At 34.1% G+C, this 26,257-nt stretch carries 22 protein-coding genes and 1 riboswitch; of the genes, 16 read left to right on the plus strand and 6 right to left on the minus strand.

Going from position 1 to position 26,257, the window contains the following annotated elements; translation table 11 throughout:
- Nucleotides 1–133: 133 nt before the first annotated feature.
- From EKM02_RS00600 to EKM02_RS00615, 4 genes are read right to left on the minus strand one after another with little or no spacing between them, the layout of a single operon-like run.
- Nucleotides 134–1,546: an efflux transporter outer membrane subunit gene (locus tag EKM02_RS00600; RefSeq protein WP_126451542.1), complete on the minus strand. Its 1,413-nt coding sequence runs from the start codon at nucleotides 1,544–1,546 to the stop codon at nucleotides 134–136.
- Nucleotides 1,536–4,706 (minus strand): efflux RND transporter permease subunit, encoded by a 3,171-nt coding sequence (locus tag EKM02_RS00605; protein ID WP_126451543.1) that lies wholly within the window; start codon nucleotides 4,704–4,706, stop codon nucleotides 1,536–1,538. Before EKM02_RS00605 ends, EKM02_RS00600 begins: the two co-directional genes overlap by 11 nt.
- A 33-nt stretch (nucleotides 4,707–4,739) precedes the next feature.
- Complete coding sequence (locus tag EKM02_RS00610) at nucleotides 4,740–5,846, minus strand: efflux RND transporter periplasmic adaptor subunit (RefSeq protein ID WP_126451544.1); 1,107 nt, start codon at nucleotides 5,844–5,846, stop codon at nucleotides 4,740–4,742.
- Between the two features lie 13 nt (nucleotides 5,847–5,859).
- Entirely contained in the window at nucleotides 5,860–6,369 is a 510-nt protein-coding gene (locus tag EKM02_RS00615; RefSeq protein ID WP_126451545.1) for a GbsR/MarR family transcriptional regulator, read from the minus strand.
- 236 nt (nucleotides 6,370–6,605) lie between these two features.
- On the opposite strand from EKM02_RS00615, the gene EKM02_RS00620 reads away from it, so the two are divergent.
- The 15 genes from EKM02_RS00620 (at nucleotide 6,606) to EKM02_RS00690 (ending at nucleotide 22,261) form a co-directional block, all read left to right on the plus strand.
- Nucleotides 6,606–7,400 carry a DUF1080 domain-containing protein gene (locus EKM02_RS00620; protein WP_126767341.1) on the plus strand — a complete coding sequence of 265 codons (795 nt, stop codon included), beginning with the start codon at nucleotides 6,606–6,608 and terminating at the stop codon, nucleotides 7,398–7,400.
- Between the two features lie 120 nt (nucleotides 7,401–7,520).
- Entirely contained in the window at nucleotides 7,521–8,750 is a 1,230-nt protein-coding gene (locus tag EKM02_RS00625) for an HD domain-containing protein (RefSeq protein ID WP_126451546.1), read from the plus strand.
- Nucleotides 8,751–8,789: 39 nt separating this feature from the next.
- Entirely contained in the window at nucleotides 8,790–9,833 is a 1,044-nt protein-coding gene (lpxD, locus tag EKM02_RS00630) for a UDP-3-O-(3-hydroxymyristoyl)glucosamine N-acyltransferase (protein WP_126451547.1), read from the plus strand.
- On the plus strand, nucleotides 9,826–11,214 hold the full coding sequence (locus EKM02_RS00635) for a bifunctional UDP-3-O-[3-hydroxymyristoyl] N-acetylglucosamine deacetylase/3-hydroxyacyl-ACP dehydratase (protein ID WP_126451548.1): 1,389 nt from the start codon (nucleotides 9,826–9,828) through the stop codon (nucleotides 11,212–11,214). Before lpxD ends, EKM02_RS00635 begins: the two co-directional genes overlap by 8 nt.
- Nucleotides 11,215–11,284: 70 nt before the next feature.
- Nucleotides 11,285–12,070, plus strand: a complete 786-nt coding sequence (gene lpxA / locus EKM02_RS00640; protein ID WP_126451549.1) for an acyl-ACP--UDP-N-acetylglucosamine O-acyltransferase — start codon at nucleotides 11,285–11,287, stop codon at nucleotides 12,068–12,070.
- A 30-nt stretch (nucleotides 12,071–12,100) separates the two neighbouring features.
- Entirely contained in the window at nucleotides 12,101–12,667 is a 567-nt protein-coding gene (gene efp, locus EKM02_RS00645; RefSeq protein ID WP_126451550.1) for an elongation factor P, read from the plus strand.
- Nucleotides 12,668–12,739: 72 nt separating this feature from the next.
- Nucleotides 12,740–13,669 carry a UDP-3-O-(3-hydroxymyristoyl)glucosamine N-acyltransferase gene (locus tag EKM02_RS00650; protein WP_126451551.1) on the plus strand — a complete coding sequence of 310 codons (930 nt, stop codon included), beginning with the start codon at nucleotides 12,740–12,742 and terminating at the stop codon, nucleotides 13,667–13,669.
- 1 nt (nucleotide 13,670) lies between these two features.
- Complete coding sequence (locus EKM02_RS00655; protein ID WP_126451552.1) at nucleotides 13,671–14,033, plus strand: nuclear transport factor 2 family protein; 363 nt, start codon at nucleotides 13,671–13,673, stop codon at nucleotides 14,031–14,033.
- Between the two features lie 94 nt (nucleotides 14,034–14,127).
- The gene (sucD, locus tag EKM02_RS00660) at nucleotides 14,128–15,000 is read left to right on the plus strand and encodes a succinate--CoA ligase subunit alpha (RefSeq protein ID WP_126451553.1); all 873 of its coding nucleotides are present in this window, start codon (nucleotides 14,128–14,130) and stop codon (nucleotides 14,998–15,000) included.
- A gap of 215 nt (nucleotides 15,001–15,215) precedes the next feature.
- Complete coding sequence (locus tag EKM02_RS00665; RefSeq protein WP_126451554.1) at nucleotides 15,216–15,638, plus strand: hypothetical protein; 423 nt, start codon at nucleotides 15,216–15,218, stop codon at nucleotides 15,636–15,638.
- Nucleotides 15,639–15,764: 126 nt separating this feature from the next.
- Nucleotides 15,765–15,861: riboswitch (SAM-I-IV-variant riboswitch) on the plus strand.
- A 54-nt stretch (nucleotides 15,862–15,915) separates the two neighbouring features.
- Entirely contained in the window at nucleotides 15,916–17,238 is a 1,323-nt protein-coding gene (locus tag EKM02_RS00670; protein ID WP_126451555.1) for a Na+/H+ antiporter NhaC family protein, read from the plus strand.
- 181 nt (nucleotides 17,239–17,419) lie between these two features.
- Entirely contained in the window at nucleotides 17,420–18,166 is a 747-nt protein-coding gene (gene fabG, locus EKM02_RS00675) for a 3-oxoacyl-[acyl-carrier-protein] reductase (protein WP_126451556.1), read from the plus strand.
- A 98-nt stretch (nucleotides 18,167–18,264) separates the two neighbouring features.
- On the plus strand, nucleotides 18,265–20,292 hold the full coding sequence (locus tag EKM02_RS00680; protein WP_126451557.1) for a hypothetical protein: 2,028 nt from the start codon (nucleotides 18,265–18,267) through the stop codon (nucleotides 20,290–20,292).
- Nucleotides 20,293–20,311: 19 nt separating this feature from the next.
- On the plus strand, nucleotides 20,312–21,208 hold the full coding sequence (locus EKM02_RS00685; RefSeq protein WP_126451558.1) for a LysR family transcriptional regulator: 897 nt from the start codon (nucleotides 20,312–20,314) through the stop codon (nucleotides 21,206–21,208).
- A 96-nt stretch (nucleotides 21,209–21,304) separates the two neighbouring features.
- The gene (locus EKM02_RS00690; protein WP_126451726.1) at nucleotides 21,305–22,261 is read left to right on the plus strand and encodes a YeiH family protein; all 957 of its coding nucleotides are present in this window, start codon (nucleotides 21,305–21,307) and stop codon (nucleotides 22,259–22,261) included.
- Here EKM02_RS00690 and EKM02_RS00695 read toward each other — a convergent pair.
- Nucleotides 22,245–22,994 carry a YoaK family protein gene (locus EKM02_RS00695; protein ID WP_126451559.1) on the minus strand — a complete coding sequence of 250 codons (750 nt, stop codon included), beginning with the start codon at nucleotides 22,992–22,994 and terminating at the stop codon, nucleotides 22,245–22,247. The genes EKM02_RS00690 and EKM02_RS00695 overlap by 17 nt on opposite strands.
- 98 nt (nucleotides 22,995–23,092) lie before the next feature.
- On the opposite strand from EKM02_RS00695, the gene EKM02_RS00700 reads away from it, so the two are divergent.
- Nucleotides 23,093–24,091, plus strand: a complete 999-nt coding sequence (locus EKM02_RS00700) for a zinc dependent phospholipase C family protein (protein ID WP_126451560.1) — start codon at nucleotides 23,093–23,095, stop codon at nucleotides 24,089–24,091.
- Nucleotides 24,092–24,147: 56 nt separating this feature from the next.
- Here EKM02_RS00700 and EKM02_RS00705 read toward each other — a convergent pair whose 3' ends face one another.
- Nucleotides 24,148–26,247, minus strand: a complete 2,100-nt coding sequence (locus tag EKM02_RS00705) for an alkaline phosphatase family protein (protein WP_126451561.1) — start codon at nucleotides 26,245–26,247, stop codon at nucleotides 24,148–24,150.
- Nucleotides 26,248–26,257: the final 10 nt, after the last annotated feature.

The following is a 26,257-nucleotide window of genomic DNA, read 5'->3' on the forward strand; positions in this document are numbered from 1 at the left end:
TACTTTACTCTTTCACTGAGAAAGTCCACTACTTAAATATTGGAATCCGAATTAAAAGACAAAACCACTGCTTATACAATAAACAGTGGTTCTGGAACTAACAGAAATCAATTCTAATTAGTCAAGTAAATCTTTATTGCCACCCCCCACCAAGGGCTCTGTACAATTGAATTATGGCTTTGTATTGTTGGAATTTATTGTCTATCAAGCTTAATTCTGCATTCAAAGCATTGTCTTTTACAGTTAAAACTTCTAAATAATTCGCTAGTCCGTATGTCAATAATTCATCTGAATAATCAGTGGCTTTATTCAACGCAGCTACTTGTTTTTCCCTCACGGTGAGTTTGTAGGTTTCATTGTTGTATTGTGCCAATGCATCCGAAACTTCTTTTCCGGCGGTCAACAAAGACTGCTCAAACTGAAGATAGGCTTTTTCCTGATTTGCTTTTGCAATTTCAAATCTGGTTTTAATCTGTCTTTGATTGAAAATAGGTTGTGTCAAACCTGTAATTACATTAGCAAAAAGGGAATTAGCGCTAAACCATTCTTTCAAATCAATACTCTGAAGTCCACCTGTTGCGGTAAGTTTTAACGTTGGATAAAAATTACTTTTAGCTACATTGGTTTGCTCAAAACTTGAAATAAAGTTGTATTCTGCTGCAATCACGTCAGGTCTGTTTCTTAGTAACGTAGCAGGTACACCAAGTGTAATGGTTGGTTGTAAGGATTGTGTTTCAAAAGTGCTTCTTTCAATTTTGGCAGAAGCTTCACCCATAAGAATGCTCATCGTGTTTTCAAGAATGATACTATTATTCTTTAAATCAGCAAGGATAATTTCGGTAGCATATTTTTGCGCCTCGGTTTGCTTCACACCAACTTCGGTAACATTTCCTGCCGCCTTTAATGCTACAATTGTTTCAATACTTTGATTTCTGTTAATCAAGGTCCGTTCTGCTAATTTTATTTGTGCGTCAACAGAAAGCAATTGATAATAGGTTGCGGCAAGGGTAGCAATTAATTGTGTTTTGACCACTTGATTCGCTGCTGTAGTTTGAAGATAAGCCGCATTTGCTGCGCGCTTGTTGCTTCGTATTTTTCCCCAAATGTCTGCTTCCCAAGAGAGATTTCCTGTAAACTGGTATTGATCCACATTAGTTGCACCACCACCACGGCTTATTAAGTTACCTAATTGACTGTTTTTAGAAAGCTCTTGATGCGTCCAGTCGGCACCTACAGAAAGGGAGGGGAAATACCCGGCTTTTCCCTGTCGCATGGCAGCCTCGGCAGCTTGGATATTTTGCATTGCAATTCTGATATCCAAGTTATTGTTTAACCCTTTTTTGATATACCCTTGCAAAAGAGGATCGGTAAAAACGACGTCCCAAGCAACATTAGCAAGTGAAGTACTATCATTTGAAACAACTTCAGTTCTGTAAAGATTCTCGGTTTTTAATTCTGGCCTATCGTATTTTTTAGCAACAAAGCACGACTGCATTACGGTAGCGGTTATAACAACTACTGCTATTTTAATTAACTTATTCTTCATTTTCTTTATTTAAAAGTGCGATATCAGTTTCCTGATTTGTTATCGGAAGTGGTTTTGTAGAAATTTTTTCTTGTAAGGTTTGGAAAACGATAAACAATACCGGTATTACAAAAATCCCAAAAATGGTTCCTATTAACATACCGCCAATTGCTCCAGTTCCAATAGCATTATTCCCAACAGCTCCAGCTCCTTTAGCTAACATTAAAGGCAATAATCCGAAAATAAATGCAAATGATGTCATCAATATAGGACGTAAACGAGCAACTGCACCATGAATAGCCGCTTGGGTGATACTCATTCCTTTTTTTCTGGAATCTACGGAAAACTCGACGATTAAAATGGCGTTCTTAGCGAGTAATCCAATAAGCATAATAAGTGTTATTTGTAGGTAAATATTATCACTAACATTGAAAAAATAAGCAAATAAGTATGCTCCTGCTAAACCAATTGGTAACGAAATTAGTACCGCAAAAGGCAACATATAACTCTCATATTGAGCGGCTAACAAGAAATATACAAAAACCAAACACAATAGGAAAATATACAATGTTTGACCGCCAGCACTTATTTCCTCACGAGTCATTCCTGAAAACTCATAACCATAACCAATCGGTAAGGTTTGACTTGCCACTTCTTCAACTGCTTTAATGGCATCACCTGAGCTGAAACTTTCATTTGGAGCCCCTGTGACTTTTACAGAAGTGAATAAATTGAAACGCTCTATCGCTTGAGGGCCAAATACTTTTACTAAAGTCACAAATTGTGAAATAGGAGCCATCTGACCAGTATTATTTCTTACCAATACTTGATTTAACGATTCGGGATTACTTCTAAATTCGGGTTCAGATTGGTAAACCACCCGAAATTGTTTTCCAAATTTGTTGAAATTAGAAGCATAAACGCCACCATAATATCCTTGCATCGTGCCTAAAACATCCGTGACAGTTAACCCTGATTTCTTTATGGTAGCAACGTTCAAATCAATTCGGTATTGCGGATAATTTGGAGAAAACGAGGTAGTTGCATATTTGATTTCGGGACGACTATTTAAGGCTACTAAAAATTTACTTTTTACTTTATCCAATTCCTCAATTGTTCCTCCTTTTTGATCTTGTAATTGAAATTCAAAACCATTGCTATACCCAAAACCAACAAGTGTAGGACGAGCAAAATAGAGGACTTTTGCATCTTTAACAGAAGCCGTACGCTTAAACAATTCAGCTATTACTGCATTTATTTCCTGATTCGCATCTTTACGTTCAGCCCAAGTTTTTAATTTTACAATTACCATTCCGTAATTACTACCTGTACCACTTATTAAACTACGACCTGAAATACGAAGTACTTCTTTTATTTCAGGAATATCTTTTACTTTATTTTCAATTTGCAATAATACATCCTCGGTTCTTTCTAATGAAGTACCGGGCGGAAGAGAAACGTCTGAAAGAATTGCTCCTGTATCCTCACCCGGAACAAAAGCCTTTGGCGTAATATTTAATAATAAGATAAAAATCCCTGCAAAAATGGCAATTCCTAAAAAAGCCAACCATTTACGTTTTATAAAAAACTCAACAGATCTTTTATACTTAGCGGTTGTTGTTTCAAACCCAACATTGAATGCCGTATAAAAGCGTTCTGCAAAACCTTTTTTCTTTGAGTTTTTATCGTGTTCTTTCAAGAAAATGGCACACAAAGCAGGAGAAAGTGTTAGGGCATTAATAGCTGATAATACAATTGCAACAGCCAAAGTTATTCCAAACTGCTTGTAGAAAACGCCAGCTGAACCACTAATAAAAGAAACAGGAATAAATACCGCTGACATAACAAGTGTAATAGAAATAATTGCACTACTAATATCTTGCATGGCACTATGAGCTGCTTTTTTGGGATCATGTTCCCCAGCTTCCATTTTGGCATGGACGGCCTCAACTACTACAATAGCATCATCGACCACAATTCCCACGGCCAATACTAAGGCAAAAAGAGTTAATAAATTAATGGTAAAGCCAAATAAACTTAGGAAAAAGAAAGTACCTACAATTGCAACAGGTACGGATATTGCTGGTATAAGGGTAGATCTCCAGTCTTGTAAAAAGATAAAAACCACAATAAAAACCAATAAAAAGGCTTCAATCAAAGTATAGATCACTTTAGTGATAGATTCTTCTAAGAAGTCATTTGCATTAATTAAGGTGGCATATTTTACCCCTTTCGGGAAATTTACTTCCGCTTCATTTAACACTTTTAAGGAACCTTCAATTACTTCTTGTGCATTAGATCCTGCAGTTTGTGCAATAGCAATTGCAATAGATTTGTTTCCATTTGTGTACGCATTACTGGCGTAATTTACAGCCCCCAATTCAATTTTTGCAACATCCCCTAATTTAAGGATTTCTCCGTTTTGGGTTGAACGGATAATAATTTCTTCGAACTCTTTTACATCTTGCAGACGCCCTTTGTATTTTAATGTATATTGAAAAGATTGGTTACTACTTTCACCTAACTGACCGGGAGCGGCTTCAATATTCTGCTCAGCCAATAAAGCTGTAATATCCGAAGGAACAAGTCCATAAGCTCCCATTACATCTGGCTTGAGCCAAATACGCATCGAGTAGTCTTTTTGTCCAAAAATCATTGCTTCTCCAACTCCTGCAACACGTTTTATTTTTGGTAAAATATTGATGTTAGCATAATTTTGAAGGAAAGTATCATCATAATCCGGGTTGTCGCTGTATAAAGATAAAATCAAAATATTGTCGCTTTGTCTCTTTGAAGTAGTTACACCGGCTCTTGTAACTTCTTGAGGCAACAAAGGTGTAGCACGTGAAACACGATTTTGCACATTCACAGCTGCTAAATCTGGATTTGTACCTAATTTAAAGTAAATATTAATAGCTGCTGAACCGTCATTATTTGATGTAGAAGTCATGTAAGTCATGTCTTCAACACCGTTGATTTGTTCTTCTAATGGAATTACTACCGAGCTCATTACAACTTCGGCACTGGCGCCTTGATAGTTTGCTGCTACAGTTACCGTAGGTGGCGCTATTTCTGGATACTGTGAAACAGGGAGTGAGATTAACCCTAAAACTCCTAAAATTACGATGATAATAGAGATCACCGTTGACAATACCGGTCTGTCAATGAATTTTGAAAACATATTTTGTTATTTATTCAATAATTAGTTTCTGAATTATTTTTTTGTTGGATTGATGATAGTTTTAAAATCAATAATTTCAGCCTTAATGAGGGTTCCTTCAGTTACTATCCCCACTCCTTCAACAAGTATTTTATCGTTTACATTTAATCCGCTATCCACTACAAAAAATTGACCTCCAGGAATTGCGCGAACTTCAATTGGGATTGCTTGCACTTTGTTGTTTTTATCCACAACAAGTGCAATGCGTTTGTCTTGTAATTCTAATGTTGCATTTTGAGGAATGACAATAACATCCACTAAATGTGTAGGGATTTGTATCGTCCCACTTTCTCCAGAACGCAACAATTTGTTTCCGTTTGTAAAACGTGCTCGTACATTAAACGATCCTGTTTGTGTGTTGGCTTGTCCGCTAAAGGTTTCAATTTTACCCTTTAGTTCATATTGCATCCCATTGCTTAAAATTAAATTTACCGCTCCCATTTTGTTTATTTTTTCTTGAAATGACTTTCCTGGAGTATTCATCATGATATCCAATTGTTCTTTTTCATTTACTGAAAAATAAGCATAAATCGTGCTCACATCCGAAATTCGGGTTAAAGGTTCAACAGTTTGGCTGCTTACATAACTTCCAAGTCTTAAAGGTAAAGTTCCTACAATTCCGTTAACAGGACTTTTTATAGTAGCATAATTAATTCTGGCAACGATACTTTGATACGTGCTTTTAGCACTAGCTAAATTTGCTTTAGCCGTTTCTAATTGCACATCACTGATGATGTCACGCTCTACCAAAGGGATTAAACGATTTACCTCCACTTGAGCAGCCGCAACTTTTGCTTTTGCAGCACCAGCTTCCTGGGTTGCTGTTTGAGTCTCTAATTTAAAAAGCAATTGCCCTTTTTTAACTTCTTGTCCTTCTTGCACATATATTTTTTGAATATATCCATCTACTTTTGCACGAATATCTATATCGGTAACGCCTTCTAAACTCGCAGGATATTCAGCTAATAAAGTTGTATTAGAGGTTGCTATCTCAACCACTTTGTATGACATAACAGAAGGAGCCGTTTGAGCCGTTTCTTTTTTACAAGAAAGCAAGCTTATTGATAATAAAATTACACTTATAAAATATTTTTTTTTCATCTGGGACTATTTACTAAAATTGATTAATTATTATTTTACTGTTATTATTTTCTATTTCTTTGAATTTATGAATGGTTTTAATCAATAATTCTTCGACTTCTATTACATGTTTTTTGTATGCTTTTGTATTTTCCAGATTGCACTGCTCTTCAGGACATGAAATGTTTTTTTCACGGTACGACTGCAATTTTTCGATTATTTGTTTTTCAAAATTAAGTATTTTTAGATAATTAGTCAGTCTTTCGCTAAATGGACTGGATTTGAAATATTTTTTCCGATCACCAGTCAACGTATAATAATTTATTTTGTCCATTTTTAGCAGTAGATTCAAGTTTGTAGAAATCGAACTTTTACTGGCGCCCAGTTTTTCAACTATTTCTTCAAAGGTTAATCCTTTTTTGCAGCCATCAATTATTAATAGTCCCAGAATTCTGGAGCCAAGCGGAGATAAATTATACAGTAACTCAAAATGAATTCCGAACATTTCAATAAGTTCTTCTCTTTCTTTAATGATATTGTTCATAATTTTTTTTGCAAAAGTACTATTTAGTTCGGCATTTACCGAACTAAGCGAACTTAAATCTATGTTAATTTATTTAACAAATTGTAGTTAATGAAGTTACTGCTTCTACAATAAAAATCTAAAGTTTATTCCTCATTTAGTTATAATTAGATTAAAAGTTAGTTGCTGAAAAAAAAATGCTTAATATTGAAAAGCGAACATTTATCCGTATTTTATTAAACCAAATGAATTTTATTATGAAATCTAAAAACTTCAAGAACTCTTTATTAATGATTTCTTTATTCTCTGCAACAGCAGTTATGGCGCAACACAACTATGTAAATACTCCGCCAGAGGTTTCCCCAATGTCAATGAAACCAGAAATGACTGAAATTTGGGAACCAGAAGTAAAAGGTATTACCCCGGCTAAAACCCTTGGAAATGCGCCTTCGGATGCGATTATTTTATTTGACGGTAAAAATTTAGCGCAATGGGTGAGCCAGAAAGATATAAATAAGCCAGCCGGATGGAAAATTGTTGATCAAGATTATATGGAAGTTGTTCCAGGTACCGGAGCCATTCAAACTAAAATGGTTTTTGGGGATTGTCAGCTGCACCTGGAATGGAGCGCGCCGGATGTTGTTTTAGATGGGGGACAGGCAAGAGGAAACAGTGGTGTATTTTTCCAAAACAGATATGAATTACAAATATTGGATTCCTATAATAATAGAACCTATAGCAATGGCCAGGCCGGAAGTATTTATAAAGATCATCCACCTTTAGTAAACGCCGTGAAAACACCATTAGAATGGAATGCTTATGATGTAATATATACGGCACCTCGCTTCAAAGCAGATGGTAAAATTGATGCTCCGGCAAGAATTACCGTGTTTTTGAATGGTGTTTTAGTCCAAAATAATACTACAATAAACGGGTTGACACTTTACATCGGTTTGCATAATTATCCCTCGGCTCATGGAGAGGATGTTATTTCGCTTCAGGATCATGATTCTAAAAATCAATTCCGAAATATTTGGATCAGAAAACTATAAAATTAAATACCAACGGAGTGCTAAAACGCTCCGTTTTTTTTAGCGCTACAGCACAATTAGCATTGTTCTGTTTTTGAAATCTAAATTACTTATATTTGTTGACCTAAAAAAAAACTTATAGTGAGTCAAATCAATAAGCTAAAAATATTCAATGATCCCATTTATGGGTTTATTACCATACCCAATGCCTTAATTTACGATTTAATACAGCATCCTTATTTTCAGCGTTTGCGCCGTATTTCCCAGATGGGCTTGTCGTATTTAGTATATCCCGGTGCCAATCATACCCGTTTTCATCATGCTTTAGGTTGTATGCATTTAATGCAAAAAGCGGTTGATGTATTGCGTTTTAAGGGAGTTTCAATATCTCCTGAAGAAGAAAATGCACTCTATATTGCCATTTTGTTACACGATATAGGACATGGCCCTTTTTCGCATGCTATGGAAAGAAGTATCGTTGAGGATGTACATCATGAGGAAATTTCCTTATTGTTCATGAATCAGTTAAATGTGGAATTCAAAGGCCAGTTGAGTCTAGCCATTCAGGTTTTCAAGGGGGAATATGACCGGAAATTTATGCTGCAACTTATTTCGAGCCAATTGGATATGGATCGTATGGATTATTTGAAACGCGATAGTTTTTATTCGGGTGTTTCAGAAGGCAATGTCAATTCAGAACGATTAATCCAAATGATGAATGTTGCTGATGATGTTTTGGTTATTGAAGAAAAGGGAATTTACTCTGTTGAAAAATTCTTAATGTCCAGACGATTAATGTACTGGCAGGTTTATTTACACAAAACCAGTTTAGTGGCCGAGTTAATTTTGACGAAAGTCCTAAAAAGAGCTAAAGAATTGACCTTAAAAGGAGTACAGTTGCCTTGCAGCAAGCCGTTGTCCTTTTTTATGGAAAATAAAGTTACGATGGACACATTTGATGCCGGGAGGTTAGATTTATTTGCACAATTAGATGATTTTGATATTATTGGGGCTTTAAAAGCTTGGCAAAAAGAGGATGATTTTATTCTGTCGTCTTTGAGTAAAATGATTGTCAACCGTGATTTATTAAAGATAAAATTAACGAGTGAAAAAGTCACTTTGGAAGAATTACAGCCGTTGAAAGAACGTTTTGCAGCAGAGCATCATATTTCTTTACAAGAAACAAACTATTTTATTTTTAGAGGAAAAATAAAAAATCAGGCTTACAGTAAACAGGCAGAACCCATACGAATTTTGAATAAAGACAAAACTATTGAAGACGTAGTCGATGCCTCTGACCAATTGAATTTGAAATCATTATCTAAATCCGTTACCAAATATTACATATGTTTTCCAAAACAACTGTTATAAATTCAGTATTTAAAACCTATTTTTTATATTTTTGTCGGGATGAAATTTACAGCAGAACAAATAGCAGGGATTTTAGAAGGTGAAGTTGTAGGAAATCCAATGGCAGAAGTTTCTAGATTATCAAAAATCGAAGAAGGCATCGAAGGATCACTAACATTCTTGTCAAACCCCAAATATCAGAATTATATTTATTCTACTAAAGCATCTGTAACAATTGTTAATGATACTTTTATAGCAGAGGCACCAATCACTACAACTTTGATTAAAGTGATTGATGCGTATTCCGCATTTTCAAAATTATTAGAATTTTACAATCAGGTAAAATTAAATAAAAGTGGGATAGAACAACCCTCTTTCCTTTCGGACAGCGTTAAATATGGAGAAAGTTTATATTTAGGGAGTTTTAGTTATGTAGGTCAAAATGTTGTTTTAGGAGAAAACGTAAAAATTTATCCCAATTGTTTTCTGGGTGATAATGTAGTAGTAGGGGATAATGTAATTCTATTTGCTGGTGCAAAAATTTATTCAGAGACCATAATAGGGAATAACTGTACGATACATTCCGGAGCTATAATAGGTTCAGATGGTTTTGGTTTTGCACCTAATCCAGACGGAACCTATACGAAAATCCCGCAAATAGGAAATGTTATTATTGAAGATAATGTTGATATTGGGTCTTGTACTACAATAGATAGAGCCACAATGGGTTCAACTATTATACGCAAAGGCGTGAAGCTGGACAATCAAATTCAAATTGCGCACAATGTTGAAATTGGGGAGAATACGGTAATAGCGGCACAAACCGGTGTTGCGGGTTCAACTAAAATTGGCAAAAACGGGATGATTGGTGGCCAAGTTGGAATTTCTGGACACCTAACCATTGGCAATAATGTACGAATTCAAGCGCAATGTGGTGTAGGAAGGAATATTAAAGACAATGAAATCTTGCAAGGAAGTCCCGCATTTGGGTACAATGATTTTAGTAAATCGTATGTTCATTTCAAAAATCTACCCAAAATTGTTGCGGAAATTGAAGAATTAAAAAAACAAATTTTAAACCAAAAAAATGGAAAAAATGGTTAAACAGAAGACCATCAAAACAGAAATCTCTCTAACTGGGGTTGGATTACACACAGGTAAAGAAGTGAAAATGACTTTTAAACCTGCTCCAGTTAATAATGGTTTTACTTTTGTTCGTGTAGATCTAGAGGGACAACCTATTGTGGAAGCTGATGCAAATTATGTAGTAAATACACAAAGAGGAACCAATTTAGAAAAGTTAGGTGTCAAAATTCAAACACCAGAACATGTTTTAGCGGCATTGACGGGTTGTGACTTAGATAATGTCATCATAGAATTGAATGCTTCTGAACTACCAATAATGGATGGCTCCTCTAAATTCTTTGTTGAAGCTCTTGAAAAAGCGGGTATCGAAGAACAAAGTGCAAAAAGGAATGTTTATGTAGTAAAAGAAGTAATTTCATTTACTGATGAAGCCACAGGCAGCGAAATTTTAGTGATGCCAAGTGATTATTACTGCGTTACTGCGATGGTTGATTTTGGGACTAAAATTTTAGGAACTCAAAATGCGACTATGAAAAATATTTCTGATTTCAAAACGGAGATATCTGAGTCAAGAACCTTCAGTTTCTTGCATGAATTAGAATCTCTTTTAGAGAACGGTTTGATAAAAGGAGGTGATTTAAATAATGCTATCGTATATGTTGATAAAGAAATATCAGCCGCTACAATGGAAAGTTTGAAACTCGCTTTTGGAAAAGAGCAAATAACGGTTAAACCAAATGGTATATTAGACAATCTGACTTTACATTATCCAAATGAAGCGGCAAGACACAAACTACTTGATGTGGTAGGGGATTTAGCTTTAATTGGAACTAAAATACAAGGTAAGGTAATAGCTAATAAACCAGGGCATTTTGTCAACACACAATTTGCGAAGAAAATGGCTAAAATCATAAAAATTGAACAACGGAATTATGTTCCTGTTTTTGATTTACATCAGGAACCACTGATGGACATTCATAAAATCATGGCAGTCCTGCCTCATAGACCCCCATTTTTATTGATTGACAGAATTATAGAAATGTCTGAAACTCATGTGGTGGGAATGAAAAATGTAACTATGAATGAAAACTTTTTTGTAGGTCATTTTCCTGAAGCTCCGGTTATGCCAGGTGTTTTAATTGTGGAAGCCATGGCACAAACAGGGGGGATTCTTGTTTTAAGCACGGTTCCGGATCCGGAGAACTATTTGACTTATTTTATGAAAATAGATAATGTTAAATTTAAACACAAAGTATTACCAGGCGATACTTTGATTTTTAAATGCGATTTAATTACGCCTATCCGACGAGGTATTTGTCATATGCAAGCAAATGCGTATGCAAATGGAAAACTGGTTGCTGAAGCAGAATTGATGGCCCAAATTGCTAAGAAACAGTAATTTTTTTGTTGATTTGGTTAATCGTGTATTCGGTTAATCGATTAAACAGTTAAACGATTAAACAAAGAATATGAATCAACCACTAGCATATGTTCATCCTGGCGCTAAAATCGCTAAAAATGTTGTCATTGAACCGTTTACAACCATCCATAATAATGTAGTTATTGGGGATGGTACTTGGATAGGATCTAACGTTACCATAATGGAAGGCGCAAGAATAGGAAAAAATTGTAATATATTCCCTGGTGCAGTAATTTCAGCAGTTCCACAGGATTTAAAATTTGGCGGAGAAGATTCTTTAGCAATTATTGGAGATAATTGTACCATAAGAGAATGTGTGACCATCAATAGGGGAACAATAGCATCCGGACAAACTACCTTAGGTAATAATTGTTTGGTAATGGCAACGGCGCATATTGCCCACGATTGTCACATAGGTGATAATGCTATTATTGTAAACGGAGTCGCTCTGGCCGGTCATGTAACCGTTGGTAAATATGCCGTTATTGGAGGATTGGCTGCCATTCATCAGTTTATCCATATTGGAGATCATGCCATGATTTCTGGTGGATCTTTAGTAAGAAAAGATGTTCCCCCTTTTACCAAAGCCGCAAAAGAACCTTTGTCGTATGTAGGTATTAATTCTGTGGGATTGAGAAGACGTGGTTTTACAACAGAAAAAATCAGAGAAATTCAAGATATTTACAGAATTCTGTACCAAAAAAATTACAATACCACGCAAGCTTTGGGTATTATTGAAGCTGAAATGGAGGCCACGCCGGAAAGAGATGAAATCATTGATTTTATTCGAAACTCTTCAAGAGGTGTAATGAAAGGCTATTCAGGAAATTATTAAGAATCAACAAATCAACAAATAAAAATAAAAATGGCATCTACATCAGACATTAAAAACGGATTGTGTATTAAATACAACAACGATATCTACAAAATCATTGAATTTCTTCATGTAAAACCAGGAAAAGGACCAGCTTTCGTAAGAACTAAACTAAGAAGTTTAACAAACGGAAAAGTATTGGACAACACTTTTTCTGCGGGTCATAAAATCGAAGAAGTTCGAGTTGAAAATCATAAATTTCAATATTTATATCCGGAAGGTGATGAATTCCATTTTATGAATACAGAAACCTTTGAGCAAATTTCCTTGAATAAAAATATTTTGGATTCCCCAGGATTATTAAAAGAAGGCGAAAATGTAATGGTAAGCATCAATACAGAGACTGATTTACCTCTTTCTGTAGATATGCCGGCATCTGTAATTCTTGAAGTGACTTATGCGGAACCAGGTATCAAAGGAAATACTGCTACAAATGCAACAAAATCAGCAACTGTTGAAACAGGAGCCAATGTAAATGTACCTTTGTTTATCAATGAAGGAGATAAAATTAAAATAGATACTGCATCAGGTTCTTATATGGAACGAGTTAAAGAATAGTTTGCAGTAATTAGTGTTCAGTAATCAGATATACTGGACACTGGACACTGAACACTCAATACTAAATAATAAATGAAATTCCAAAAAGTTTACTCTTTAGAAGCAATTGCAAATATCATCGGCTGTGAATATGTTGGTGATAAAAATTTTCCAGTGACTGGAATGAATGAAATACATGTTGTTGAATCTGGAGATATTGTTTTTGTAGATCACCCTAAGTATTATGATAAAGCGTTAAACTCAGCGGCAACTATAGTTTTAATTAATAAAAATGTAGCTTGTCCTGATGGAAAAGCATTACTGATTTCTGATGATCCGTTTAGGGATTTCAACAGATTAACAAAACACTTTAGACCTTTTCAGCACTCAAATGTATCAATCCCTGCTTCAGCTTCAATAGGTGAAGGAACTGTAATACAGCCCAATACATTTATTGGAAATCATGTTGTTATTGGAGAAAATTGTGTGATACATTCTAATGTTTCTATTTATGATTATACCGTAATTGGTGATAATGTAATCATTCACGCAGGAACAATTTTGGGTGCCGATGCTTTTTATTATAAAAAACGTCCTGAAGGATACGATCAATTACTTTCCGGTGGAAGAGTGGTTATCAAAGACAATGTGGGAATTGGAGCGCTTTGTACAATTGACAAAGGTGTTACTGGCGACACTATTATTGGTGAAGGCACAAAAATTGATAATCAGGTGCATGTAGGTCATGACACCGTGATTGGGAAAAAATGTTTAATTGCTTCACAAACCGGAATTGCCGGATGCGTTATTATAGAAGATGAAGTTACAATATGGGGGCAAGTAGGAACTACCAGCGGAATCACAATAGGAGCAAAGGCTGTTATTCTAGGGCAAACCGGAGTTACAAAATCGGTAGAGGGAGGTAAATCCTATTTTGGAACGCCAATTGAGGAATCAAGAGAAAAATTGAAGCAACTGGCCAATATTAAAAAGATACCAGAAATTCTTACTAAACTAAAATAATATGTCTGCAAAAGAAATCGTTCAACAATTTTATAAATCAGATGCTTTAATTGACAGCGAAGTCATCAAAGATTATTTGCACCCGGAAGTAATAGTAGAATGGAATAGCAGCAAAGGATTCATTCAGTTGGATTATAATTCTTTATTAAATTTATCTAATGATTTAAGCAAAGCGTATGTTCGTTCTAAAGTTCGAATAAGCCATATTATTGGTGAAAATAATTTAATTTCCGTGCGCTATTCTCATTTTGTCAAAACAATTGAAAATCCTAGAGAAGAGATGTTATTAGCACATTTTATAGCTATTTGGGAAATAAAAGACAATAAATTATACAGAGGGTATCAAATGAGTCAATTATCCTAATTTAGTGTCAAAAAACTGAACACTGAACACTGATTACTGCTTACTATTTTATACTTTTGCATAACAATTTTAAAAACTACATAAAAAATATATCATGAGTGTTTTAGTTAATAAAGATTCCAAAATAATTGTTCAAGGTTTTACAGGAAGTGAAGGAACTTTCCATGCTTCTCAAATGATTGAGTACGGTACTAACGTTGTTGGTGGTGTAACTCCAGGAAAAGGAGGGACAACTCACTTAGACAGACCCGTTTTCAATACTGTAAAAGATGCTGTAGAACAAGCAGGAGCTGATACAACTATCATTTTTGTTCCACCGGCTTTTGCTGCTGATGCAATAATGGAAGCTGCAGATGCAGGTATAAAAGTAATTATTGCAATTACTGAAGGAATACCTGTTGCTGACATGATAAAAGCAAATAGTTACGTAAAAGAAAGAAATGCTCGTCTAATAGGACCTAACTGCCCAGGAATAATTACTCCGGGTGAAGCTAAAGTTGGCATTATGCCAGGTTTCGTTTTCAAAAAAGGAACTGTTGGTATTGTTTCTAAATCGGGAACATTAACCTATGAAGCAGCAGATCAAGTAGTTAAACAAGGATTGGGAATTACTACTGCTATTGGTATTGGTGGAGACCCAATTATTGGAACTACAACAAAAGAAGCTGTTGAATTATTGATGAACGATCCTGAAACAGAATGTATTGTAATGATAGGTGAAATTGGCGGACAATTAGAAGCTGATGCAGCTCACTGGATCAAAGCTGATGGTAATCGTAAACCAGTTGTAGGATTCATTGCAGGAGTTACCGCTCCAGTGGGACGCACAATGGGACATGCAGGTGCAATCGTAGGTGGGTCTGACGATACTGCTGAAGCAAAGAAGCAAATCATGAGAGAATGTGGTATTCACGTAGTAGATTCTCCAGCTGAAATTGGTAAAAAAGTAAAAGAAGTTTTAGGTTAATCTAAACTCTAACTAAATATTATAAAAGCCTCGCATTTTGTGGGGCTTTTTTTATTATAAATTCAATTAAAGAAATATCTTTGCACTTTAGTAAATAAATCTGTTTTTCAGATGTAATCCTAATAAAAGTAAACATAAACGAATGGTTTCTAATGGACTTCGCGGTATTGCTGGGTATTTTTTTGCTGAAGCCAATTCAAATTAAAATAAAAAAAATGTATAAAGAGTTAAAAAAATTCAAAGTTACCAATCAGTTTTCATTCACTACAGAAGATAGTTTAGCCGAAGTTTGTAATGCTTCAGAAGGATCTGGAATATTTTTAGTATATGCCGTAGCAGAAGAGAAAGAGTTGATTATGGTGGGTTCTACCGGAACTGTCCAAAATAACGGAACTTTGAAAATCAAAAATGGAGGTCTAAAAGAAAAGATTGTTGAAGGACACCAATTTGCTAAAACAGGAAGAAAATATTCTTGGCCAGCGCAAATGAAAATTGAAGAGATCAGCACGCTAGAAGTGGTTTGGTATGAGACATTCAACGATAAAACTAAAGTGATTCCAACATTCATAGAAGGACAAGTTTTACAAAACTTCCTAGACGAAAATGGAAGATTGCCAAAATGGAATGTAGCTTTTTAATTATTTAAAGACTGTTTTTCAATATCTTACTTATAATTGCGTCACATTTTTATGTGGCGTTTTTTTTGTTTTATTATTTTTTAGAGTAAAATTCAAAATATTTCATAAATAATTAATTACTTTTGCACCCGTTATCACGAATCCTTCAATAGGATAGCAACCTGCAGCAACAAGCAAGGTGCTAAAACGATAAGCCAAATCCTTTGGAAAAAATGTTGTCTACATTCCCATTTTTAGCTTTGTTTTTCGTCGTAATTTTTAATTTTAAATTATTTTTATGACTTTATTTTCAAAAGACAAAGGAAATGCCTTTGCATTAATTCCTTTATTTGTTTTTATTTTTACTTTTTTGGGAGCGGGAATTATTCTAAATGATTTTTATGCTTTTCCATCGCCAATAGCTGTTTTAGTTGGTATCATTGCTGCTTTTTTATTATTTAAATCTTCTACTGAGGATAAAGTGGCTACATTAATTGCAGGGTGTGGTGAGAGTAAAATCATAACGATGTGCTTAATATATTTGCTGGCGGGAGCTTTTGCTGTGGTAAGTAAAGCCATGGGCGGGGTAGATGCTGTTGTGAATCTTGGAATAAATACCATTGACGTTGCTTATTTTCCATTAGGAATTTTCTTGATAGCTTCTTTTTTATCAACTGCTACAGGTACGTCAGTAGGTGCAATTGTAGCGATTGGCCCGATCGCGGTGGCATTAGCTGATAAAAGTGGAGCTTCATTACCGCTCATAGCTGGCGCTCTTTTAGGTGGTTCTATGCTAGGTGATAATCTTTCCATGATTTCTGACACTACAATTGCCGCTACACAATCATTAGGGTGTGATTTAAAAGACAAGTTCAAAATTAACTTGTTTATTGCCTTTCCGGCTGCGGTTTTGACTATTTTGGTTTTCTTTTATCTTGGTTTAAACTCGGATATTATTACCGTTGCCATTGCAAAAAATAATTTTTCCTGGATCGCGATTGTACCCTATATTTTAGTAATAGTATTGGCGGTTGTGGGTGTTAATGTTTTTTCAACATTGCTTATTGGTACTTTATTAGCTGGTATTATTGGATATTTTAGTGGTTTATTTACGCTCATGGAGTTCACTCAAAAAATATATGAGGGATTTACCAGCATGACAGATATTTTTTTATTGTCAATGCTTACGGGAGGTTTAGCTGCGATGGTAGATAAAGCGGGCGGAATAACATATTTATTAGTCCAAATAAAAAAAAGAATTAAAAACAAAAAATCAGCACAGGCCGGAATTGGCGCTATAGTTGGATTTGCTAATTTGGCTATCGCCAATAATACTGTTTCTATTGTAATTACGGGACCTATTGCCAAAGAAATTAATGATGAATACAATTTAAATCCAAAAAAAACAGCAGCAATTCTGGATATTTTTTCGTGTGTAATTCAGGGGATCTTACCTTATGGCGCTCAAATATTACTTATATTGAGTTATGCCAATGGTAGCTTAAATTTCTTTGATTTAATTAGTAATGCCTGGTATCATTTGTTTTTATTAATTTTCACATTAGTGGCTATTTACAGTTCGTTTTGGGACAAATGGACTAAGCGTTTCTTTAAAATTTAAGAGTTGAATTTGACTGTTATTGCTTTTGAATTTTTTTTAAAAAGGGAAATATTATATATTTGACCATTGTAAGATAGCCCTGATAGTAGTGGAAATCCTTTTATGTGAGCGATAGCGGTCATAAAAGATTGAAGCGGATAGCAGGAATAGCTCCAAATAAAATTTAAACTAATTTTTGAATATGAAATTACTAGAAGGAAAAGTTGCCATAATTACTGGTGCGAGTCGCGGAATTGGAAAAGGAATTGCGGAAATTTTTGCAAAACACGGTGCAAACGTTGCCTTTACGTATAGTTCATCTGTTGAATCAGCTTTGGCTTTGGAAAATGAATTGAACGCTTTAGGGATTAAAGCCAAAGGATATCAATCGAATGCAGCTGATTTTAATGAAGCACAAACTCTTGTAGATGCGGTTTTAGCTGAATTCGGAACAGTCGATATTCTGATAAACAATGCCGGAATTACTAAAGACAACCTATTGATGCGAATGTCTGAAGGTGATTTTGATCAAGTTATTGATGTTAACCTGAAATCGGTTTTTAATATGACTAAAGCCATTCAGCGTACTTTCCTGAAACAACGTTCGGGTTCAATTATCAATATGAGTTCAGTAGTAGGAGTGAAAGGAAATGCAGGACAAACGAATTATGCGGCTTCTAAAGCGGGAGTTATTGGTTTTTCGAAATCTGTAGCATTGGAATTAGGATCTCGTAACATTCGTTGTAATGTAATTGCTCCGGGATTTATAGAAACGGAAATGACGGCTAAATTAAACGAAGATGTTGTAAAAGGATGGAGAGATGGAATTCCATTAAAACGTGGCGGAACAACTGAAGACGTTGCCAATGCGTGCCTTTTCTTTGCTTCAGATATGAGTGCATATATAACCGGACAGGTTATGAATGTTTGTGGCGGAATGCTTACTTAAAATTCAATTAAAAGATTAAAAAATCAAAGATTTAAAGATTTAAAGATTTTTAAATTATAATTTATTATTTAATCTTCGAATCTTTTAATAAAGAATAAATGACCACAAACATGCTACTATTATTATTGCTTTCATTACTAATAGCTGGTGGTTTGTCATTTTTTCAATATATCTACAATGCCAAAAACAAATCGAAAGTCGGTTGGTTTTTGGCTTTTTTACGTTTTTTATCCATTTTTGGAATTTTAATGTTGTTGATTAATCCAATACTCACCAAAAATACCTTCGAAACGGTAAAAACGCCTTTACCGATTGTTGTTGATAATTCGAGCTCTATTTCTTTTTTGAATGCTAATGAAAATGCTTTAGAATTGTATAAAAGAATACACTTAAACTCAGATTTAAAAGAGAAATTCGACGTGCAAACGTATCAGTTCTCAGATGATTTTGAACCTACGGAAATTTTTGATTTTAAGGGAACTCAAACCAATATCGATGTTGTTGCCAAAAATCTAAAAAGCATTTATAAAAACACCGTATATCCAACAGTTTTAATCACAGATGGAAACCAGACTTCAGGTAATGATTATGTATTTAGTTTTGACCCATTAAATAAAGTTTATCCGGTAATATTAGGCGACACGACAAAATTATTTGACTTAAAAATCAATCAAGTGAACGTTAATAAATATGCTTTTCATAAGAATAAATTTCCTGTAGAGGTTTTTTTGCAGTATTCAGGAACTAAAAGTATAAAAGCGAATTTTGTTATTTCACAAGGAAATTCAGTATTCAGTACACAATCCATTACCTTATCACCATCCAAGAAGACAGCAACTGTACCCGTACTTTTGCCGGCTGATAAAATAGGATTACAGGTTTTTAAAGTTACAATTTCATCAAAAGAAAAAGAAAAAAACACATATAACAACACCAAGAATTTTGCAGTTGAAGTTATTGATCAAAAAACAAATATTGCCATAATTTCAGCTATAAATCATCCCGATTTAGGGGCTATGAAAAGAGCTATTGAATCGAATGTACAGCGTAAAGTAATAATTGTTAAACCAAATGAAATCAAAACATTACAAGATTATAATGTTTTGATTTTATACCAACCAACGACTGAATTCAAAACTATTTTTGAAAGTAATAAAGTTGCCGGAATTAATACATTTATTATTACTGGAAACAACACTAATTTCAATTTTTTGAATCAGCAACAGGATAATTTAAGCTTTAAAATGAGCGGACAAAAAGAAGACTATTTGTCGGTTTTTAATGCGCAATTTAATTTGTTTGCAGCGGACAATATTGGGTTTGAAGATTTACCGCCTTTGCAAAACGCTTTTGGAACCGTAACTACAAAAGGAGTTGTGTCAGTTTTGCTTTCATCTAAAATCAGAACAATAGATACGAATGCGCCTTTACTGGTTTTTGCAGAAAATCAAGGCAGGCGAGCCACTTATCTTTTGGGTGAAAATAGTTGGAAATGGCGCTTGCAAACACATGTAAATAATCAATCTTTTGAAAAATATGACGTTTTCATGGATAAGATTATTCAATTTCTGGCTTCTAATAATTCTAAAAAATCATTGGTTGTTGAACATGAAAGTTTTTATAATTCCGGTGAAGCCATTGAAATAACGGCACAATATTTCAATAAAAATTATGAGTTTGATGAAAAAGCCCGTTTGACTATAGCGGTAAAAAATACCCAAACCAAGCAAACGAAAAATTACGATTTATTGAAAGAGAGTAATTCCTATAAAGTTAATCTTGACGGATTAAAAGCGGGTTCTCATACTTTTACGGTAAAAGAATTAAATTCTAAAACTACGTATTCCAATAGTTTTGAAATTCTTGATTTTGATATCGAAAAGCAATTCGTAAATCCAGATGTGGATAAATTGACGCAATTAGCCACGCAAACACAAGGAAAAGCGTATTTTTCAGATCAAGTAGACGTATTGATTAAAACGCTTTTAGAAAATGAGGAATACAAGACGATACAAAAGAGTAGTGTTACCAAAACTCCTTTGATAGATTGGATGTGGTTATTGGTTTTAATTTCAATTTTACTGACAACCGAATGGTTTGTTCGAAAACACAACGGATTACTTTAATAAAACACAATTAAACAACATGGATTTTAGACTGAAAGTATTTTATACTGTTGCCAATCGGTTGAGTTTTACAAAAGCGGCAACCGAATTGTTTATTTCACAACCTGCGATTTCCAAACACATTAAGGAATTAGAAGAGGATTATAAAATCAAACTGTTTGACAGAAATGGATCTAAAATAGCATTGACAACTGCTGGAGAAGTATTATTGAAACATACTAAAAACATTTTTGAAGTGTATCGCGAAATTAATTTTGACATGAGCACGCTGATTAATCAACGTTCCGGATTGTTGCAATTAGGTGCCAGTACTACAATTTCTCAGTATATAATTCCACCACTTTTAGCTCGTTTCCATCAAAAATTGGAAGATATAAAAGTGAGTTTACTCAATGGAAACACGGAACAAATAGAAAACGCTCTATTAAAAAAAGAAATTGAAATAGGAATTGTTGAAGGACAATCTAAAAATAAATCTATTAAATATACCGAGTTTTTAAAAGATGAATTGGTTTTGGTGTGTAAGAGTACCAATCCATTAGTAAATCGTGATGAAGTGACTCAGGATGATCTTAAAAAGATGCATTTTTTAATGCGAGAACAAGGTTCAGGAACACTTGAAGTAATTGAACATGCGTTGAAACCATTTGACATTAAAATATCCGAACTACAAATTGAAATGCAATTGGGAAGTACGGAAAGTATAAAATCCTATTTAATGCACTCGGATTGTGTCGCTTTTATATCGATTCATGCCATCAAAAAAGAACTTAAAAACAATGAATTGGCTATATTAGATATTGAAGACCTGATTATAGAACGATACTTTTATATTATTACGCTACAAGGAAAAACAGATTCATTATCCGATTTGTTTATCCAGAATATTTCCAATTATTATAATTTAAAGTTATAGCAGATTATAATTTGCGATTGGCATAAATAGTTTTATCGTTTCACCTTTGTACTGTATTAATTCAACAACTTTACATTGGAAACGAATCGAAAAGCAATTCAGAAGGAATCTTTTATTTTTTTTAAACTAAATGCCAAATTGCAGCAACTCATTTTCGTTGCATTGCTTTTGTTATGCACCACAATTTTTATTTCTCCGCCTTTTGCTTTGGTACTAGGATTGATTGTTGCTAACCTTTTTGGACATCCTTTTTTAGAATTGAATCATAAAGCCACTAATTATCTGTTGCAGTTTTCGGTAGTTGGTTTAGGATTTGGAATGAATGTTGACAATGCTATTTCTGTTGGAAAAGAGGGATTTTTTTTTACAATTGCTTCTATTGTGAGCACTGTAGTTTTAGGAACTTTTTTAGGAAAATGGTTTAAAACGGACACAAAAACATCTCATTTAATTTCTTGTGGAACTGCAATTTGTGGAGGAAGTGCTATTGCCGCTATCGCTCCCGTAATCCAATCGAATGAAAAACAAACCTCAGTTGCTTTAGGAGTGATATTTATTTTGAATTCGGTAGCACTGTTTTTATTTCCTGCAGTAGGTCATTGGCTGGATTTATCGCAAAAAGAGTTTGGATTATGGTGCGCCATTGCTATTCATGATACGAGTTCTGTGATAGGAGCAGCGAGTAAATTTGGTCCTGAAGCCATGCAAATAGCCACAGCAGTAAAATTAGCACGTGCGTTGTGGATTATTCCTGTAGCATTGATTACCGCATTTATTTTCAAAAATAAATCCGGAAAAATAAAAATTCCGTATTTTATAGGATTGTTTATTTTGGCAATGATCGCCAATACCTATCTGCCACAAATGAAGAGTGCAGGACCACATTTAGTTTCATTTGCCAAAATAGGTCTGACGGTAACTTTGTTTTTAATTGGTACCGGATTAAATAGGAATGTATTGAAATCAGTAGGATTAAAACCGCTTGTGCAGGGAGTTTTACTTTGGACATTCATTGCAGTTGCAACTTTAATTTCAATTATTTATTTAAAATAGTTTTATGACGGAAGGTTTTTCGTTTGATCACATGAAATTGTAATCTGATATAATCATACAAAAGTGCAAACAATAAAAAGGTTGCGGCAACAAAAAGTGTTTTCATGCCTAGTAAATTATACAAAAAACCACCTAGAATACAGCCCATGAAAAAGAATATAATAATAGACAATCTCAAATAAATACTAATCTTTAATTTTTTATTTTCTTCGGGTTTTTTATAAAAAAATAATTGTGACAGTTCGATTCCCAAATCAGTAAAAAGCCCCGTTAAATGGGTTGTTCTAACCGTAGATTGAGATATTTTTGTAACCAAAGAGTTTTGTATTCCCATGGCAAAAAGCATCGAAAAAGCAATCCATTTTCCTTCAATGCTGGATAATTCAGACGCTAATCCAAAAATACCAATACCAATCAAAATAATCATTTCCAGTGAAATAGGAATGACATGAGATAAATCAGGATGTTTTTTAGAAATTAATTCTGCCAAAAAATTAGAGGTAAAAGCGCCCAACAAGAAGAAAATAGTAAATACAAAAAAGGTAATAGCTGCTATATAATTCTGTTTCATTATTTCTTCGGCAAAATAGGCAAAATGTCCCGTAACATTTGTGGTCAACGTGTGTACGGATAAAACTCCAGTAACATTTACAATTCCGGCAACAAAAGATAGTAAAGTGGCTAAACGCAGGTTATGAATAAAAGTTCTGTTTTTTCCTTGATGTCGAAACATAGTTGTACTTTTCTTGTTTTAATTAACAGAATCTTAAACTCAATTTTTTCTAATAACGATTTAAAGAAATACATTTGTACTTCAAAAAAATAAATTTAATGAAAAATTTTAAAATTAGACCTACACTTATCACTTTATCTGCTCTTGGAGTTGCACTTTTTCTTTTGTCGTGGGGCGTTATTGGTCATGAACGAATCAATAGAGCGGCGGTAATGGCACTTCCAAAACCATTGCAGACCTTTTTTTACAATCACATTGATTTCATTACCCAAGAATCTACTGTTCCGGATTTGAGAAGAAATGTTTTGAATGATAAAGCAGAGCCGCCCCGTCATTATTTTGACATGGAGAATTTTGGAGCTGTGGAAACGTTTCCTAAAACTATGGAAGAAGCGAAGCTGAAGTACGATGAGAAGTTTTTGACTAAAAACGGAATTTTACCGTGGTATATTCAAGATATGATGGTCAAATTGACTAAAGCGTTCAAGGATAAAAGAAAAAATGAAATTCTTTTTATTGCGGGGGATTTAGGTCATTATTTAGCTGATGCGCATATGCCGTTGCATACATCAGATAATCACGATGGACAAAACACAAATCAAAAAGGAATTCATTCCTTATGGGAAAGCCGTTTGCCGGAGTTGTTTGCTAAAGAGTATAAATTAAATGTACCAGAAGGAAAATATTTAGAAAATGTAGAGAAAGCTACTTGGGATATCATTTTGGATACGCATGGTCTAGTGGAACCTTTATTGGCTGGCGATAAAAAACTAAGAACTTCAACTGCTGAAAGCAAAATGTACGTAACGGATACCGCTGGAAATGTTGTCAAGAACAAATACGGAGGAATGTTATATTCCGACGAATATGCTGCTAAATTGCACACGGAGTTGAACGGAATGGTTGAACAACAAATGAAAAAAGCCATTACAGCCACTGCAAGTTTTTGGTACACGGCTTGGGTTAATGCCGGAAAACCAGATTTAAGTACTCTTGATACTGCCGAACTTACAAAGCGCAATAGCAAAACTTTAAAAAAGGATTTGAAAACTTTTGAAAAAGGAAATCTTTTTGGTTTAACAAACGAAAAAGAGTAACGATATATTTCCAAATAAAAAACGGGTGAGACTTCAATTTCACCCGTTTTCTTATGCTAATTAATTTTTTGATATTTCTTTTTTTTCAACATATCCGAGGCAGTTTGATAATACGAAATCGTTTCGTTTACTAAATCCGTTCTTTCTTTTGTGAGCGGTATTTGATCATAAAATATTTGAAAATCAGAAGCTACTTTTTGATTGGGTTTCAAAGTTAATCGAAATTGTTTGACGGTTTTTTTGGGTGAAATAATTGTCAACACATTGTCTTTAATCAATCCTAAATCCTGATAAGTAGCTATCAAAGCTCTTGGTTTATAGTCCGGTTTTAAAACATTCTGACCAAAGAATTTACTTTGGTAATCAAAATTTAATAACCCAAAAACTGTTGGCATAATATCAATTTGTGACATGAGATTAGTGTATTTTCTTGGTTCAACTAATTCTGGACTGTAAATCATTGCTGGAATTCTGTATTTATCTGCCGGAAGTTCTGTTTTTCCTGCACTCGAAGCACAATGATCGGCAATAATAACAAAAACGGTATTGGTAAACCATGGTTGTCTTTTGGCCATTTCAAAGAATTTTTTTAGGGAATAATCTGTGTATTTTACACCGCCGTCACGAGATTTTGCATCTCCGGGAATGTCAATTTTCCCATTTGGATAAGTAAATGGTCTGTGATTGCTCACGGTCATAATGTGATTAAAAAACGGTTTATTTGCGGCTGCTTCTTTGTTCATTTCCTTGATCGCTTTGTTATACATATCCTCATCGCAAACGCCCCAAATATTAGCAAAGGTGATTTCGTTGGGTTCAAATGTTTTTTTGTCCACAATTTCATATCCATTTCCTGAAAAGAAATCGCCCATATTATCAAAAAAGGAATCGCCGCCATACATGAATTTTACAGTATAGCCTTTTTGTTTAAAGAGCGTTCCGGTAGAGAATTTATTTTTATTGTCTTTCCTTTTTATAACACTTTCGCCGGGAGTAGGGGGAAAACACAAAGTAACAGCTTCAAGACCGCGAACTGTTCTGTTTCCCACGGCATAGAGATTTGTAAATACTAAACTTTTAGTGGCCAGACTGTCTAAAAACGGAGTGATATTCTTCTCGTTTCCATACATTTTCATAAACTCCGCACTGTAACTTTCAATAGTGATCAAAACTACATTTTTATGATTCTCGGGAGCTTCATTCTTTATTTTTCTCCAAGTTGATTCTCCTGAAATAGAAGAAATTTGTTGTTTTAATTGGGCAAAGGCTTCACTGTTAGGAACTGTTCTATAGAATTTAAAATAATCCAATTCACTTTTCATAAATGCAACATAAAATTTATAGAGCCCATTGGCTTGCAATTCATTGGCAAACATATTTTGAGAATTTTCTTTAGTCGATAAAGCGGGAATTGCCAATAATGAAAGTGCGAAGAAAAGCAGGTAAATTCCTGAAATTTTGATTTTTTGTACAAAAGAGGGAATGCTTTCAATATAGTTTTTTGATTTCTTTACAATAAAATAAGTGACTAATCCTGCACAAATAAATAGTGCAGAAAATAAGGGAATCACAGGATAAGACTGCATAATATTACCTATCACTTCATTAGTGTACACTAGATAATTTACTGCGATAAAATTGTATTTGACCCCAAATTCATTCCAAAAAAAGTATTCACTGATTCCATTTTGTAAAATTAAAACAACATACAAGAAGATGACGAAGGAAAATAACCAGTACCTGATTTGGTTTCGGTATTTTGGTAAAAAAAGTAATAATCCAAATAAAATTGCTTTTATGGAAATAAAAGCTGTTGCAATTTTTGGCAAAGCACTGCCATATTCGTTGAGTATCGTGTTTCCAAATGATACATAAAGTAATAAGGCTACTAATAATCCAAAAATAATGTACCCGTAAGGTTTAAAGTATTTTGTGTTGGAGATCAAAATAAGATAGAGCCACAAAAAGCCACTGACCAAAACAAAAACAAAAAAATCAGATAAAAATCCAAATATAAATAAGTTTAACGTATCAATCCAAGTAAATGAGGCTTGTGTGATGGGATGAAAAAAAAGTATAATTCTTAAAATAAAACTTATACTAACGTAAAACGCCACTAAATATAAGAATGGCGAAACTTTTTTTATAACCTCCATAGATTTTTTT

The organism is Flavobacterium sp. RSP49 (genome assembly GCF_003968735.1).
Taxonomy (GTDB): domain Bacteria; phylum Bacteroidota; class Bacteroidia; order Flavobacteriales; family Flavobacteriaceae; genus Flavobacterium.

Coding starts and splice junctions, on each gene's coding strand:
- EKM02_RS00610 (WP_126451544.1), bottom strand. CDS start 5,846: ATGAAAAAAAAATATTTTATAAGTGTAATTTTATTATCAATAAGCTTG.
- efp (WP_126451550.1), top strand. CDS start 12,101: ATGGCATCTACATCAGACATTAAAAACGGATTGTGTATTAAATACAAC.
- lpxD (WP_126451547.1), top strand. CDS start 8,790: ATGAAATTTACAGCAGAACAAATAGCAGGGATTTTAGAAGGTGAAGTT.
- EKM02_RS00680 (WP_126451557.1), top strand. CDS start 18,265: ATGACCACAAACATGCTACTATTATTATTGCTTTCATTACTAATAGCT.
- EKM02_RS00655 (WP_126451552.1), top strand. CDS start 13,671: ATGTCTGCAAAAGAAATCGTTCAACAATTTTATAAATCAGATGCTTTA.
- EKM02_RS00700 (WP_126451560.1), top strand. CDS start 23,093: ATGAAAAATTTTAAAATTAGACCTACACTTATCACTTTATCTGCTCTT.
- EKM02_RS00620 (WP_126767341.1), top strand. CDS start 6,606: ATGAAATCTAAAAACTTCAAGAACTCTTTATTAATGATTTCTTTATTC.
- EKM02_RS00605 (WP_126451543.1), bottom strand. CDS start 4,706: ATGTTTTCAAAATTCATTGACAGACCGGTATTGTCAACGGTGATCTCT.
- EKM02_RS00695 (WP_126451559.1), bottom strand. CDS start 22,994: ATGTTTCGACATCAAGGAAAAAACAGAACTTTTATTCATAACCTGCGT.
- EKM02_RS00650 (WP_126451551.1), top strand. CDS start 12,740: ATGAAATTCCAAAAAGTTTACTCTTTAGAAGCAATTGCAAATATCATC.
- EKM02_RS00635 (WP_126451548.1), top strand. CDS start 9,826: ATGGTTAAACAGAAGACCATCAAAACAGAAATCTCTCTAACTGGGGTT.
- fabG (WP_126451556.1), top strand. CDS start 17,420: ATGAAATTACTAGAAGGAAAAGTTGCCATAATTACTGGTGCGAGTCGC.
- EKM02_RS00665 (WP_126451554.1), top strand. CDS start 15,216: ATGTATAAAGAGTTAAAAAAATTCAAAGTTACCAATCAGTTTTCATTC.
- EKM02_RS00615 (WP_126451545.1), bottom strand. CDS start 6,369: ATGAACAATATCATTAAAGAAAGAGAAGAACTTATTGAAATGTTCGGA.
- EKM02_RS00600 (WP_126451542.1), bottom strand. CDS start 1,546: ATGAAGAATAAGTTAATTAAAATAGCAGTAGTTGTTATAACCGCTACC.
- EKM02_RS00685 (WP_126451558.1), top strand. CDS start 20,312: ATGGATTTTAGACTGAAAGTATTTTATACTGTTGCCAATCGGTTGAGT.
- sucD (WP_126451553.1), top strand. CDS start 14,128: ATGAGTGTTTTAGTTAATAAAGATTCCAAAATAATTGTTCAAGGTTTT.
- EKM02_RS00705 (WP_126451561.1), bottom strand. CDS start 26,247: ATGGAGGTTATAAAAAAAGTTTCGCCATTCTTATATTTAGTGGCGTTT.
- EKM02_RS00670 (WP_126451555.1), top strand. CDS start 15,916: ATGACTTTATTTTCAAAAGACAAAGGAAATGCCTTTGCATTAATTCCT.
- lpxA (WP_126451549.1), top strand. CDS start 11,285: ATGAATCAACCACTAGCATATGTTCATCCTGGCGCTAAAATCGCTAAA.